A 14,174-nucleotide genomic window follows, 5' to 3' on the forward strand; every position below is an offset into this window, starting at 1 on the left:
GCTCTCATTTGCCAGACCGGTGTTGAGGGTCTGAAGGCACTCCCAATGCTTTCAGCATGCCCTGGTACCGGCGCTCGGCCCTTTCGGCAGCAGCCAGGTCACCAGAGGAACGATAGATGCCAATCAGCGTTCGCCAGGATTCGTCCCGCCAGGGGTCGATCTCGACGCTTCGCGCTGCGGCGGCAGCGGCTTCGGCGGCGTTGCCGAGTGCGAGCTCGAGACCCGCAAGTGTGGCGGCGCCCTCCGCAGCCCGCAGCCTGTACCGTTCGCGCGTGTCGGACAGCCACTCGGCCGAGCCATCTTCCGGCAGGACTTCGCCGGCGTAGAGGTCGAGGGCGCGGTGCAGAATCGCGGCGGCCGCCTCCGAATCACGCGCAGACCGCGCCAATGCGGCGTCGCGTACTGCCCGGTCAAACTCCAGCAGGTCGACTCTGGATCGTTCATCGAGAACCAGCGCATACGCCTCGCCGCGGCGCACCAGGAGCCGGCAGTCTCCTGCCAGCCCTGCAGGCTGCAGCGCGCGGCGGAGACTCGATACGCTGACCTGCAGGTTATGCAGAGCTGACGCACCATCCAGGTCCGCCCACAGCGTTGCGGCGAGGCGGTCGCGATGCACGGACCGTCCGGCATGTAGCGAGAGAATCCTGAGGACAGTGCGTGCCTGCGGCCGCACGCGCGACAGGTCAATGTCCACGCCGTTGGCGCGGAGTGAGAATTCTCCGAAACAGCGGACATCAAGAGACGGCGGCGGGGCAGGGCCGGAACCAGGTGTGGCCGGGTCCCCAGTCAGCGGAGCCGGTTGCTGCGGGCGTGCTGTCGGAGCAATTCCCTTACCCGGATTCATGGCTATCCAGGTCCAGGGCCGGCAAACTAAGCCCGCGGTTTTGGCCGTTTCGGCAGCGGCCTCCATGAGATCTGAGGATTGTTCCGGCCTGAGCTGCGCCAGGGCCGCGTAGGCAACGGCACGTGCGCCTGGCACCTCTGCGGTGCGCGCAAAGGCCTCCGCGGCCAATGCCTCCTCGACGGCCTCGGGCAGATCCTGTGCCGCAGCAACAAGGGCGCGCGCCGAGAGTGCCCACGCCTCAAGTGCGCTCGCCTCTAGCTTGCGGAACTTGTCCGCGAGGGCGTCAAGGGCCGAATAGTCGGGCCGCCCAGTGCGCAGACGTCCCAAGGCAGCAGAAGTAGCAATGAGCGCGGCGCCCCAGCCATCCCCGTCCTGCTCGCAGTTTTCGATCGCTGACTGAACTGCCAGCTGACCGCCAGCGTTCCCCAACTGGGCGCAAAGGACTCCCCGCGCAACGCGTGACAGCCAGCTAAACCCAAGCCGCTCAGCCCGGCGCTGAACCGCATCTATCTCTTCTGACCGCGCGTCGCCCCCCGAGATCTGGGGCTCCTCCGCAAAAACGGCCAGGGCCAGTTGGGCCCAAAGGGCCGCAGGCGTTTCGTCGTCCGGCTGCTCGGCACAACGCCGCAGGAACGGCAGCGCCCCGCGTTGGTCGCCGGCGATGAGCAGGGCTACTCCGCGGGCCAGTGTGTCCTCGGCGCCGTTGTGTTTGGTCAAAGACCGTGCTGCCGACCCCGGGCTTCCATGAAGAGCCGCACGAAGGATGCCGACCGGTCCGCATGATGAGCCGCGCGGCTCGCCCGTCCACTCAGCGGCAGCCTGCTGAAGGAGCGCCGCCGCCTCATGCCACGGTTGGACAGCGGAGGTTTGCGGGAGTGCCGTCGCGGCCATGCGAGCTTCCTCGGGGTATCCGTCGTCCAGGAGCTGCCGCGCCTTAGCCAAAGCAAAGAGGGCGTCGTCCCGGATGAGCGGCTCAGGGGCACGCGTCACCCACCCGCATCTGCCTGCCCGGAACGCGCGGCGGCCAGCCCGTTCCATCGTTGCCCGCACGTGGTCCCAGTCCCCGCATTCAGCAAGTATCTGCAGCGCTGCGCCGTGGGCACCTTCCTGCTCAAGGAGCGTGGCCGTCCGGTGCCGGATATCCTCCGGCGCGGCGGATTCACCATTGCCAAGGGTCGAGACCAGATATCGCCTTACTACTTCCGGCAGCCTGAACGCCGTTCCGCCGTCGTCGCTCGCGACGATCCCAAGCTGTTCCGCCTCGTGGAGAAGGAGGCCGCTGTCGGGCACGCCGAGTAGGGCGTTGCACCGCGACTGCGTCAGGCGTTCCAGCAGGCACGTGTGCCTGAGCAGCCGTTCCACCTCTGGTGGGACGTCCGCAAAGTAGTGGCGCCGCAGATAGTCATGCGCGTACCGCGGTACGGGATCGAGTGACTCCGCTGCGCGTCGACGTTCAACAGTGGAGCGGCTCTTGGTGGCCACATGGAAAAGGTGGAGTGCGGCTGCCCAGCCGTCGGTTCGCTGCGTCAGGCTGTAAACACCGGCACTGCTCAAGGGCTGCTTATATGTGGTCCGGAAAAGCTGTTCGACTTCCGGGGCCCTGAAGCGCAAATCGTCCGATTCCACTTTTACGAACGAGGGGAGTTCGGACCGGGCAAGATTGAATGACGGCGGGCGCCTGCTGCCCAGGAGGAAGTGAATCTGGGGGCAACCTAACGACAGCAGCTGCTCCAGTTCCGCCTCGGCACAGGTGCCAGCAACCAGATGCCAGTCGTCCACGACGAAGCACAGCGAAATCGTCAGCGCGTGGGCCATGGCCGCGAGTTCCGGAAAGGACCGGGCACGTTCTTTGTTTGCGGCAGCAGCCACGGCTGCGGCAAACCTGCCCAGCATGCGCCCGGGTTGCGCGTCCGGCGGGCCCGACCGGTGCCAAGCCACAGATTCGAAACTGTGGGTCGCGGCCCAGTGCGCGAGAAGTGTGGTTTTTCCCGTACCCGGCGGAGCGACGACCAGCCCAAGGCGCGCCTCTGCGGTCCCCTCGAGCGCATGAATCAGCCTTGGACGCACCAGCCCAGTCACGGGTGGTGCAGGGGTGAAGAGTCCCCGCGGCGTCATTGCCATGCTGTCCTGCTTCCACAGAAGGTCACGCCCCCGGCGTGGACATCAGTGTAGGGCGCGGCCGACAGGGGGAACCAGTATTACGCCCTTAACGAATTCGTGACCCGCCCCTAATTGAGCCGTCCTATTCAAACTTGGACGGGTCACCGGTGCCGCGGCGCACAACCTCGGCGGTGCCGCCGGAGAAGTCGACGACGGTGGTGGGCTCGGCTCCGGTGTCGCCGGACTCAATGACGGCGTCCACCACGTGGTCCAGCCGCTCCTTGATTTCCCAGCCCTGGGTCAGCGGGTCCTCCTCGTCCGGCAGCAGCAGCGTGCTGGACAGCAGCGGCTCGCCAAGTTCTGCCAGCAGCGCCTGCACGAAGTTGTGCCGCGGGATACGCACACCCACGGTCTTCTTCTTCGGGTGCAGAAGCCGGCGCGGGACCTCCTTGGTGGCCGGCAGGATGAACGTGTAGCTGCCCGGGGTGACGGACTTGATGCTGCGGAACACGTCGTTGCCGATGTTCACGAACTGGCCCAGCTGTGCGAAGTCCCGGCAGACCAGCGTGAAATGGTGCTTGTCGTCCAGATGGCGGATGGAACGGATCCGGTCAAGCGCCTCCTTGTTCCCGAGCTGGGCGCCGAGGGCGTAACAGGAGTCGGTGGGGTAGGCGATCAGCCCGCCCGATCGCAGGAGCTGCACGATCTGCGAGATCGCGCGGGGCTGGGGGTCCTCGGGGTGGACATCAAAGAATTTCGCCATGCGCTGAGCCTACGGCCCAGCGTCCCTCCGCGCACGCAACACGCAACGCGCAATACGCATTGCATCGCGCACGTTCACCCACCCGGGGCCCGGGAAGTGTTCATCCCACATGCACCCACGGACGCCTGGTGACATCCGGTTCGGCTTCGCGCAGCACCTCACGGGTGACCGGGGCGATCTCGCCCTCGCCGAGGAACAGGAAACGCAGCAGGTTCACCACCGGGTTCCCCTCGGTCCAGCGGAAATAGATGTGCGGCATGAGCCCGGTGACGTCCCGGATGTGCAGGAGCACGGAGGCGATGGTGTTCGGCACCACGGGCCCGTGCACCTCCAGCACCCGGTAGCCGTGCCGCACCACGCCGCGCACCTGCAGTTCGGTCTCGAAGTCGGACGAGTCGTCCACGATCACCTCCAGGAACAGCGCCTGGTAATGCACCGGCAGGTGGCTGACCTCGATGGCGGACGTCAGCTTCTGCCGGTACGCCTCCGCTGTCAGCCTCCGCGGTTCGTGCGCGATGATGCCGATGGGGCCGCTCTCATCCGCGGCGACGAATTCCAGGGCCGTCCGGTCGAGGCGGACGTGGGTGGCATGCAGCTGGAAGGACCGCCCGATCCTGGACAGCAGCGAAATGACGATGATGCCGGCGATGAAGAACGCGGCAATGCGGATGCCCTCGGGCCGCTCAACAACGTTTGCCGCCGTCGTGTAGATGAACACCATGGCGATCAGCCCGAAGCCCGCGGTGCGTTTGTGCTGCCGGCGGCGCCGGGCGGACAGCGCCACAGCCACGGCCGCGGAAGTCATCAGCACCAGCACGCCGGTAGCGTAGGCACCGCCCTGGGCGTCGACGTCGGCCTCGAAAAGAACGGTGACCAGGAAGGCAATGAAGCCGAAAACCAGGACCAGGGGCCGGACGGCCTTGGCCCACTCCGGCGCCATTCCGTAGCGCGGCAGGTACCGCGGCACGAGGTTCAGTAGCCCGGCCATCGCCGACGCCCCGGCGAACCACAGGATGGCGATGGTGCTGAGGTCGTAGGCCGTGCCGAACCCGTTCCCCAGGTATTCATGGGCCAAGAAGGCGAGGGCACGCCCGTTGGCCTGCCCGCCCGGCTCAAATTCGGCCGCCGGGATGAGAATCACCGTGGTGAAGCTGCTGGCGATGAGGAACGCGCTCATGATCAGCGCGGCCGTGGTCAGCATGCGCCGGGTCCCTTCGACGCGGCCCGCCGGGTTCTCTTCCGTGTCCGTGTCCCGGCCGCGGACCTGCGGCATGACAGCCACGCCGGTTTCGAAGCCGGACAGGCCAAGCGCCAGTTTCGGGAACACCAGCAGGGCTATGGCGACGGCGAGCGCCGGGTTGCCGTGCGAGGTCCCCAGGGCCTGCCACCAGTCGCCGACGGCGGTCGGGTGGCCCAGCGCTTCGACGGCGGCCCTCGCCACCACCACAACGTTCAGTCCCAGATAGACCGCCACCAGGACGACGGCGATGCCGATCGCCTCCTTGAACCCGCGCAGGAACACGGCAGAGAGCAGGGCCAGGAGAACGAGGGTCACCGTCACCTCCTGCCCCTGCAGCCATACCGGTGCGTACGGGTTCTGGATGAGGTGCGCCGTGGCGTCGGCGGCGGAGAGGGTCATGGTGATCATGAAGTCCGTCGCTGCGAAGCCGAGCAACACCAGGACGAACAGCTTGCCGCCCCAGCGGGGGAGCAGCCGCTCCAGCATGGCGATGGACCCCTCGCCGTGGGAGCTTTCGCCCGCCACGCGGCGGTATACCGGCAGTGCCCCGAGCAGAGTGACGGCAACCAGGACCAGCGTGGCCAGCGGGGAAATGACGCCGGCCGCGAGCGCGGCGATGGCAGGCTGGTAGCCGAGGGTAGAGAAGTAGTCCACGCCGGTCAGGCACATGACCTGCCACCACGGATGCCTCCGCTCGTGGGCGGCCATCAGCCCGCCGGGTCCCTGGTGTGAACCCTTGCTGTCCTGGCGGCCCAGCAGCAGCCAGCTGTGCAGCCGCTGCCTTCGGGTGCGGCGCAGCTCCGAGGGGTCCGCCGGCGGGCGGCTCATGGTTGTCATGGGTGCCTTCCATCTGTGCTGGTGCCCCGCGACGGCGGCATGTCACTGCTACAGCGGCATGTCACCGTGGCCGTGACATTTCCGTGCGGGCACAGCCGAACGTAGCACCGCGCCGGAGCGCCGGAACCGCCGGCAGGGGAATCTTGACGGATCCTTAACGCCGGTGTGAGGCACCCCACCGCGCGTGCCGCCCTGCCGGCGGACTGGTGGAAGAATGGCGTCATGGCAGGGGAACGGATCGTCATTGGCTTGTCGGGAGGCCTCGAGGGGGAGATCCTGATCCGCCGTGCCGCCAAGGTCCTGGACGGTGCCGGCGGCGGTGACCTGCTGGCCGTGCACATCCGTTCCGCGGAGGGTGCGTCGGGCGAATCCACCAGCGCCCTCGAGTCCCAGCGCCGCCTGGTGGTGGAGCTGGGCGGCAGCTACCACACCGTCGCCGCCGACGAACCCGTCGACGCACTCCTGGGGTTCGCGTCCCATGTGGGCGCAACCCGGCTGGTCATCGGCCAGTCGCGCGCGCATCCGCTGTCCAGGCTCCTTTCGGGCGGCACGGAGACGCGGATCATCCGCCGTGCGGGCGACCTCGACGTGCAGGTGGTGCCGCATCCGCTGGCCGGGCGCGGCACGGGCCGCCGGCGGCAGCGGGACCTTGGCCGCGTGCGCGTCGCCGTCGGCTTCGTGCTGGCGGCCGCCGTCCCCATCCTGATGCAGCTGGCGCTCGCCGTCATCGAGCACAGCGTGGCCACCGCCGTCCTGGTCCAGCTCGCCGGGGCCGTGGCCGTGGCGCTCGTGGGCGGGCTCTGGCCTGCCGTCGCCGGAGCGCTCTGGAGCAGCCTGCTGGTCAACTACTTTTCCACGCCGCCGGTCGGTGAGCTGGCCATCGGCGACCCGCAGGACCTCCTTTCCCTCGGCGTGTTTGTGGGCGTCTCGGTGGCCGTGGCCGGCGTGGTGGACAGGTCCGCACGCCGTTCCAAGGAGGCCGGCCGGGCGCGCGCCGAGGCGGCCACGCTCGGCGAGCTCGCCCGCGGAGCCACCCGCGCCGAGGATACGGTGGGCAGTCTTCTGGAACAGGCGCTGGACGTCTTCGGGGTCCGCGGCGCGGCTCTCTTCAGCGGCGCCGCGTTCGACCCCGCATCCGGCGCCGGTCCCGGCGCGCGGCTGCTCGCGAGTGCGGGCGAGCTCACGGAGCATGAACGGGAGGGCGCGGATTTCGCCGGGCACGCCGTGGAAGCCGGGCACACCGTGGAACCGGTCGACGACGGCACCTGGCTGGTGCTGTTCGGCAGGACCGTGCCGGCTGCCGACAGCAGCCTGCTGGGCGCTTTCGCAGCGCACGTACTGGCCCAGCTCGAGCGCCAGCAGCTGGCCGCCAGCCGCCTCGAGGTGCTGCGGCTGGCCGAGGGAAACACCATGCGCACCGCCATCCTGCGGGCCGTCTCGCACGACCTCCGCACCCCGCTCGCCGGGATCAAACTCGCCGTCGGCGGTCTCCTGCAGACCGCCGTCACGTATCCCCCCGAGGAGAAACGGGAGCTGTTGGAAACCATCGACGAATGCTCGGACCGGCTGGACGCCCTGGTGGGCAACCTCCTCGACATGTCCAGGATCACTGCCGACTCGGTCCGTCCCCTGCTGAAGCCCGTTCGGTGGCTCGATGTTGTGCCTCCCGCGCTGCGTGGCCTTCCGGCGGGGAGCGTGCGGGTGGAACTGCCGCCGAACCTTCCCGCCGTCGACGCCGACGCAGTCCTGCTGGAGCGCGTCATCGCCAATATCGCAGAGAACGCGGTCAAGTACGCCCCGGCCTCCGACGTAAAAGTGACGGCGGCGGCGGGCGGGCTTAGCGGCGCCGTCCTCAACGGCCACCCGGCGGGTGAACTGAGGATCATCGACCACGGACGCGGTGTCCCGGGCCGGAATGTGCCCGCCATGTTCCGGCCGTTCCAGCGCCTGGACGATGTGTCCCAGTCCACCGGCGTGGGCCTCGGACTGGCGGTCGCGAGGGGGTTCGTCTCGGCCATGGGCGGCAGCCTGGCGGCAGAGGAGACGCCCGGCGGGGGACTGACCATGGTCATCCGGCTTCCCCTGTCAACGGGGCATGACTCAACCGGGGCCGACGGCGGCACCTCCGCCGCTGTGCCCGGCGTTTCAGTGCCCGGCGTTTCAGTGCCTGGCGTGGTTTCAGTTCCTGGGGTTTCACCTGCCGTATCTCCACAGGAGACTGCCCAGTGACGGGCGTCCTCGTTGTGGATGATGACCAGCATCTGCTGAAGGCGCTGCGGATCACGCTGCAGGCGCACGGCTACACCGTGGAGACGGCCGCGGACGGGGAGGCCGCGCTGATTGCTGCGTCCCGCAATCCGCCCGGGCTTGTTGTCCTGGATCTTGGATTGCCGGACATGGACGGCGCGGCGGTCCTCCGGGAACTCCGCCGGTGGAGCTCCGCCCCGGTCCTGGTGCTCTCGGCCCGGCACGGTTCATCGGACAAGGTGGACGCCCTCGACGCCGGCGCTGACGATTACATCACCAAGCCCTTCGGGCTGGAGGAACTCCTGGCCCGGCTTCGCGCGCTCCTGCGGCGCGCGCCGGAAACCGCCGAACCGTCCACCGTGGACACCGCGGAGTTCAGCGTGGACCTGGGGCGGCGGATGGTCACCCGGAATGGTGAGCCTGTCCGGCTGACACCCACGGAGTGGAGCATCCTGGAACTCCTGGTGCGGAACCCGGGCAAGCTCATCACCCAGCAGCAGATCCTGGCCACCGTTTGGGGACCAGCCTACGAGAAGGAAGCCAACTACCTGCGGGTGTACATGGCCCAGCTCCGGCGCAAGCTGGAGGCGGACACAGGCAACCCGCGCCATCTGCTGACCGAGGCCGGCGTCGGATACCGCTTCCGGCCCTGACCTGTCCGTATGCACATCCCGTGAACTTCCGTGAACCCCTATGAAGGGAAGCCGGATTCGGGCAACATGTGTAGGGCCGGGCGCCGCACGCCGGGCGCCACACGTACAGCCGAAGGAGAACAGATCGTGTCCACCCTGCTCAACCCGTACCTCAGCTTCCGTGACACCGCCCGCGACGCCATGACCTTCTACCAGTCGGTGTTCGGCGGCGACCTGGCACTCAGCACCTTCGGGGAGTTCCACGCCAGTGAAGATCCTGCCGAGTCGGACAAGATCATGCACGGGATGCTGACCTCGGAGAAGGGGCTCGTGCTCATGGGGGCCGACACCCCCAACTCCATGGACTATTCGCCGGGGAATAACATCTCGGTATCGCTCAGCGGGGACGACGAGGCGGAACTTCGCGGCTACTACGACAAACTCTCCGGCGACGGCGGCACCGTCACCGTCCCGATGGAGAAGGCTCCGTGGGGCGACATCTTCGGCATGTGCACCGACAAGTTCGGCATCGCGTGGCTGGTGAACGTCAGCGGAGCCTCGGCAGCTCCGGCTCCCTAGCGGGTAACGCCAAGAACGGGGCCCACGCCCGCAGGGTTCCCTGGCCGAGCTTGCGAGGTTAGGGCGCGGGTGGGGAGGAACCGGGCGGCGACCATACCCACTCGCGGATTTCGGGCAGATCCTCGAAGTGCTCCCGGATGTATTCGGCATGGGCGTCCAGCTGCTGGTTGCAGTGATCGGCCAGGGCCTCCGCGCCGTCGAACTGCCGCGGCATCCGGCGCAGGGCCTCCAACGCCAGGTGGTACCGGCTCATCCGGTTGACCACCACCATGTCGAACGGGGTGGTGGTAGTGCCCTGCTGGCTGTAGCCGCGGACGTGGAACCGGTCAGGGTTTGGCCGCCCGTGCAGGAGCTGGTGGAACGAGCGGGCGTAGCCGTGCCATGCCACGACCACCTCGCAGGTGTCTGTGAACAGCGAAGTGAACGTCCCGTCGTCGAGCCCGTGCGGGTGCACGTCGCGCGGCGGAAGAACCATGGCGTCCATGACGTTCACCACGCGAACGGTGGCATCGGGAACGTGGCGCTGCAGCAGCCAGGCCGCCGCGAGTGCCTCCTCGGTGGGGATGTCGCCGGCGCAGGCGAGGACGACGTCCGGTTCCGTGCTGCTGCCGTCCTCGTTGCCGGCCCACTGCCAGCGGGAGGCTCCGGCCTCGGCATGCGCGCGGGCTTCCGCAAGGGTCAGGTACTGGGGGTGCGACTGCTTGTCGACGACGACCAGGTTCACATAGTCCTTGCTGAGCAGGGTGTGCTCGGCCGCCGCCAGCAGAGTGTTGGTGTCCGGCGGCAGGTAGATTCTCGTCACCTCGCCGGACAGGGACAGAACGGTGTCGATCAGGCCTGGACCCTGGTGGCTGAAGCCGTTGTGGTCGTTGCGCCAGCAGGTGGAGGTCAGCAGGATGTTCAGGCTCGGCACCGGCGAGCGCCATTCCAGCTCCCGGGCGTGCTGCAGCCACTTGGCGTGCTGGACGGTCATGGAGGCGCTGACCATGGCGAAGGCCTCGTAGCTGGCGAAGAACCCGTGCCGTCCGGTCAGCAGGTAGCCTTCCAGCCAGCCCTGGCACAGGTGCTCGGAGAGCACCTCCATGACGCGGCCGTCCGGCGAGACGTGGCTGTCCCCGCCGTCGCTATCCGTGCCGTTCCCCGGCAGCATCAGGCAACGGTCGGTGGCCTCAAACACGGCGCCCAGCCTGTTGCTGTTGGTTTCGTCCGGGCAGAACAGCCGGAACCGCGGGTTGTCCTCCGTGCCGGTGTAGAGGTCGCGGAACAGTTCGCCCAGCGGCTTGGTGGTTTCGATGCTGGTTGAACCGGGCTGGCCGGGGTTGACGGCGTACCGGGCGAGGTCGGGTATCTCCAGCGGGACGGACGGCTGGCCGTTGGCCCACGGCGCCGCCCCCATCCGGAGCCTGCCTTCCGGCGCCAAAGCGGCCAGTTCGGGGAGGAGCCGGCCTTCGTCGTCGAACAGGGATTCGGGCTGGTAGGAACTCATCCATTGCTCCAGCAGCGCCAGGTGCTCCGGGTTGTCCCTGACACCGGACAGGGGAACCTGGTGCGCGCGGAACGTGCCTTCCACCGGGGTGCCGTCCACGGACTCCGGTCCGGTCCAGCCCTTGGGGGTCCGCAGTATGATCGCGGGCCAGCGTGGCGCCGTCGTTCGCTTGCTGCCAGAGCCGTTACTGCCGGAGCCGGAAGCGCCGGAACCGGCGCCCCGGGCGGCCTGCTGGATGCCCCGGATGGTGGCATACGCGTTGTCCAGGGCGGCGGCCAGGGCCCGGTGGACCTTCTCGGGCTGGTCGCCGGACACTGTCACGGGTTCCCAGCCGTTGGCGCTTAGCAATGCCTCGACGTCCGCGTCGGGGCGGCGTCCCAGGACTGTAGGCCCGGAAATTTTGGCCCCGTTGAGGTGCAGGATGGGCAGGACCGCGCCGTCCCGCGAGGGGTTGAGGAAGAACGGCGCCGTCCACGAGGCGGCCAGCGGGCCGGTCTCGGCCTCGCCGTCGCCGACCACGCAGGCGGCGATGAGACCCGGGTTGTCCAGCACCGCGCCGGTGGCGTGCATCAGCGAGTAGCCCAGCTCGCCGCCCTCGTGGATGGACCCCGGGGTGGCCGGACCCACGTGGCTGCCCACACCGCCCGGCGTCGAAAACTGCCGTGCCAGCCGGCGCAGCCCGGCGGCGTCGCGGCTGACTTGAGGGTAGATCTCGGAGTACGTGCCCTCGAGGTAGACGTTCGCCACCACCGACGGTCCGCCGTGGCCCGGGCCTGCGATGAACAGGACCTCGGCCGACGTTTTCCTGATCAGCCGGTTCAGGTGGGCGTAGATCAGCGACAGCCCTGGGCCGGTGCCCCAGTGCCCCAGCAGCCTCGGCTTAATGTGTTCCGGCCGCAGCGGCTCCCGAAGCAGTGCATTGTCCTGGAGGTAGATCTGGGCCACTGTCAGGTAGTTCGCCGCGTTCCAGTAGCGGTGGAGGAGGTCCAGTTCGTCGTCCGAAATTTCCCCGTTTGCCCCGGCCATGCCCATGGATTGCCTTCCGTCGGATCCCGCTCCAGCGCTGACGGGCACAGTCTACCCCGGCATTTTAGCCGCCCTCAGATCCACTCCGGGGCCGCCGGTCCGGCAGTTGGGGCCTCATGTTTTCCGGAGGCCTTGCCCGGCCTGGCGCGGGTTCCGTAGCGTTGCAGGCGTGGAAGGAATGCCGTGGGAATCGTCGCGTCGAATGGGGACGCCGCGCTAACGGGGGACACCGCGCTAAAGGGAGACACCGGGAACAGGGTGACGACCCTCTACCTCGATGTCGACGGCGTGGTGTGCCCGTTCGGCCCGACGGGCACCACGCCCTGGGGCTCCGCCTGGCGTTACACCTTGGCCGGGATGCTGGAAGTTGCCTATGCGGAGGAGCTGGTGGCGGCCCTGAACCGGCTGTCTCTGCAGCGCGGACTCCGCTGCGTCTGGCTCACCAGCTGGGAGGAACTGGCGCCCGCCGTACTCTGCCCGGTCACCGGCCTGGAGGGAAGCTCGTGGCCTGTTCTTACCGCGGACGGGGCGGGAAGCGGCGCGGAATGGTGGAAGCTGGAAGCCATTCAGGCGGACGTGGGCAGGAACACGCCCGAGCGGATCATCTGGGTGGACGACCAGCTCGCATTTGAAGGCCGCGCGCAGGCGTGGGCACGTATCCTTGGCCGCCGTGCCTTGCTGGTTTCACCAGACCCCCGGTCCGGGCTGTCGCCGCGTCAGCTGGATGCCATCCGCGCCTTCTCCCGGCCCCCGGACCGGCAGGTGTGACTGAGGATGGACCGTGCAGGTTTGACCTCGTCTGCAGGACGCGTACCATCGATAAGGTTTCAAGCCCGCTCTGCAGCTCCGCTACCCCCACCCCCAGACGTTTTCTTAAACAGAGGGTGAACTATGCTGTGCAGTGCAGGCAGGGGAAGTGGAACTGCTGTACGTAGACTCTGCAGATTGGGCAACAGGTGGACATCACCTTCATGGTGGCGCTGGTCATTGCGCTGGCGTTATTTTTCGACTTTACGAACGGTTTCCATGACACCGCGAACGCGATGGCCACGCCCATCGCCACCGGTGCCATCAAGCCGAAGACTGCGGTTGCCCTCGCGGCGGCCCTCAACCTCGTCGGGGCCTTCCTGTCCACGGAGGTCGCGAAAACGGTCTCGGGCGGCATCATCCGCGAGGGATCCGGCGGGGTCCAAATCACCCCGGATATTATTTTCGCCGGCCTCATGGGCGCCGTTCTGTGGAACATGATCACCTGGCTCAAGGGACTGCCGTCCAGTTCATCCCATGCACTCTTCGGGGGCCTCATCGGTGCCGCGATCATCGGCATCGGATTCCACGCCGTCAACCTTGAGACGCTGCTGCAGAAGGTCATTCTGCCCGCCATCTTCGCCCCGGTGATCGCCGGGCTTGTGGCCTACATCTGCACCCGCATCGCCTATGCGCTCACGGCCCGCCATGATCCGGAGACGGGCAGCAAGCTCACCCAGAAGCGCGGCGGTTTCCGGACCGGCCAGATCTTCACCTCCAGCCTGGTGGCCCTGGCGCACGGCACCAACGACGCCCAGAAGACCATGGGCATCATCACCCTGGTGCTCATCTCGGCAGGAACGCAGCAGCCTGGCTCCGGCCCGCAGCTGTGGGTGATCACGGCGTGCGCACTCGCCATCGCTATCGGAACCTACGCCGGCGGCTGGCGCATCATCAGGACGATGGGCGCCGGACTCACCGAGGTAAAGCCGGCCCAGGGCTTCGCGGCCGAGTCGAGCACAGCTTCCGCCATCCTGGCCTCCTCGCACCTGGGGTTTGCACTGTCCACCACCCAGGTGGCCTCCGGTTCAGTGATCGGTTCCGGCATGGGCCGCAGGGGCACCACGGTGCGCTGGCGCATGGTGGGGCGCATCGCCCTCGGCTGGCTCTTCACGCTGCCCGCCGCGGGCATTGTCGGTGCTTTGACCGCGCTGCTGGTCAAGACCGGGGTTGTCGGCGTGGTGATTGCGGCAGTGGCCGGCATCGGCGCCGTGCTGTACATGTTCCTGGTGTCCCGCAAATCCCAGGTGGGCCACCACAACGCCGTCGAGGTCGAAGAGGCCGGGCAGGCAATCCGCTTCGCGAAGAAGAAGGCCCTTGCCAGGGCACGCGCCGCCGAGCGCGCCAAGAACAAAAACCTGAAGGGCCCGCAGCTATGAAGTGGTTGGAACTCCTCACCGTAGCCGGCGCCACACTGGTCGCTGCCGTGACTGTGGTGGTCCTCTATTCCCTCGGCGTCCGGCTGACCGCCATCGCCGGTGACCGCCAGGTGGCCGCGCCGGCGTGGGTCAAATACCTCTCCTACGCCTGCTTTGGACTCTGCGGCCTCGCCGTGATGTTCGGGCTGTACCTGATCATTCCGTACTTCAGCGGCTAAGCGGGGGGGTCCGCCG

The 14,174-nt window shown here is 67.9% G+C and carries 10 protein-coding genes; 6 read left to right on the forward strand and 4 right to left on the reverse strand.

What is annotated here, in order from left to right; all coding sequences use genetic code 11:
- Positions 1–4 precede the first annotated feature (4 nt).
- The 3 genes from DBZ45_RS03560 to DBZ45_RS03570 all read right to left on the reverse strand — a co-directional run bounded on the left by DBZ45_RS03560 (position 5) and on the right by DBZ45_RS03570 (position 5,784).
- A complete protein-coding gene (locus tag DBZ45_RS03560) occupies positions 5–2,713 on the reverse strand; it encodes a BTAD domain-containing putative transcriptional regulator (RefSeq protein WP_190242990.1) in 2,709 nt (902 codons plus the stop codon).
- 373 nt (positions 2,714–3,086) lie between these two features.
- Positions 3,087–3,707, reverse strand: a complete 621-nt coding sequence (locus DBZ45_RS03565; protein ID WP_111902591.1) for an L-threonylcarbamoyladenylate synthase — start codon at positions 3,705–3,707, stop codon at positions 3,087–3,089.
- Between the two features lie 100 nt (positions 3,708–3,807).
- Positions 3,808–5,784 (reverse strand): APC family permease, encoded by a 1,977-nt coding sequence (locus DBZ45_RS03570; protein WP_111902592.1) that lies wholly within the window; start codon positions 5,782–5,784, stop codon positions 3,808–3,810.
- A gap of 222 nt (positions 5,785–6,006) precedes the next feature.
- Between DBZ45_RS03570 and DBZ45_RS03575 the strand changes: the two genes are divergently transcribed.
- The 3 genes from DBZ45_RS03575 to DBZ45_RS03585 all read left to right on the forward strand — a co-directional run bounded on the left by DBZ45_RS03575 (position 6,007) and on the right by DBZ45_RS03585 (position 9,242).
- The gene (locus tag DBZ45_RS03575) at positions 6,007–8,013 is read left to right on the forward strand and encodes an ATP-binding protein (RefSeq protein WP_111902593.1); all 2,007 of its coding nucleotides are present in this window, start codon (positions 6,007–6,009) and stop codon (positions 8,011–8,013) included.
- On the forward strand, positions 8,010–8,684 hold the full coding sequence (locus DBZ45_RS03580; protein ID WP_111902594.1) for a response regulator: 675 nt from the start codon (positions 8,010–8,012) through the stop codon (positions 8,682–8,684). The genes DBZ45_RS03575 and DBZ45_RS03580 overlap by 4 nt, the downstream gene beginning before the upstream one ends.
- 126 nt (positions 8,685–8,810) lie before the next feature.
- Positions 8,811–9,242 (forward strand): VOC family protein, encoded by a 432-nt coding sequence (locus DBZ45_RS03585; protein WP_111902595.1) that lies wholly within the window; start codon positions 8,811–8,813, stop codon positions 9,240–9,242.
- Positions 9,243–9,300: 58 nt separating this feature from the next.
- Here the strand turns inward: DBZ45_RS03585 and DBZ45_RS03590 are convergent, their stop codons facing one another.
- A complete protein-coding gene (locus DBZ45_RS03590) occupies positions 9,301–11,760 on the reverse strand; it encodes a phosphoketolase family protein (RefSeq protein ID WP_111902596.1) in 2,460 nt (819 codons plus the stop codon).
- Positions 11,761–11,937: 177 nt separating this feature from the next.
- Between DBZ45_RS03590 and DBZ45_RS03595 the strand changes: the two genes are divergently transcribed.
- The 3 genes from DBZ45_RS03595 to DBZ45_RS03605 all read left to right on the forward strand — a co-directional run bounded on the left by DBZ45_RS03595 (position 11,938) and on the right by DBZ45_RS03605 (position 14,158).
- Positions 11,938–12,522, forward strand: coding sequence for an HAD domain-containing protein (locus tag DBZ45_RS03595; protein WP_111902597.1), 585 nt, complete (start codon positions 11,938–11,940; stop codon positions 12,520–12,522).
- A 188-nt stretch (positions 12,523–12,710) separates the two neighbouring features.
- Positions 12,711–13,940 (forward strand): inorganic phosphate transporter, encoded by a 1,230-nt coding sequence (locus DBZ45_RS03600; RefSeq protein WP_111902598.1) that lies wholly within the window; start codon positions 12,711–12,713, stop codon positions 13,938–13,940.
- A complete protein-coding gene (locus DBZ45_RS03605; protein WP_111902599.1) occupies positions 13,937–14,158 on the forward strand; it encodes a hypothetical protein in 222 nt (73 codons plus the stop codon). Before DBZ45_RS03600 ends, DBZ45_RS03605 begins: the two co-directional genes overlap by 4 nt.
- The last annotated feature ends 16 nt before the right edge of the window (positions 14,159–14,174 follow it).

This window comes from Arthrobacter globiformis, assembly GCF_003261175.1.
GTDB classification, from domain to species: Bacteria; Actinomycetota; Actinomycetes; order Actinomycetales; family Micrococcaceae; genus Arthrobacter; species Arthrobacter globiformis_A.

Bases quoted from the DNA above. Each gene is read 5' to 3' on its own strand.
- DBZ45_RS03565 (WP_111902591.1), bottom strand. From the start codon at position 3,707: ATGGCGAAATTCTTTGATGTCCACCCCGAGGACCCCCAGCCCCGCGCG.
- DBZ45_RS03570 (WP_111902592.1), bottom strand. From the start codon at position 5,784: ATGACAACCATGAGCCGCCCGCCGGCGGACCCCTCGGAGCTGCGCCGC.
- DBZ45_RS03575 (WP_111902593.1), top strand. From the start codon at position 6,007: ATGGCAGGGGAACGGATCGTCATTGGCTTGTCGGGAGGCCTCGAGGGG.
- DBZ45_RS03590 (WP_111902596.1), bottom strand. From the start codon at position 11,760: ATGGGCATGGCCGGGGCAAACGGGGAAATTTCGGACGACGAACTGGAC.
- DBZ45_RS03605 (WP_111902599.1), top strand. From the start codon at position 13,937: ATGAAGTGGTTGGAACTCCTCACCGTAGCCGGCGCCACACTGGTCGCT.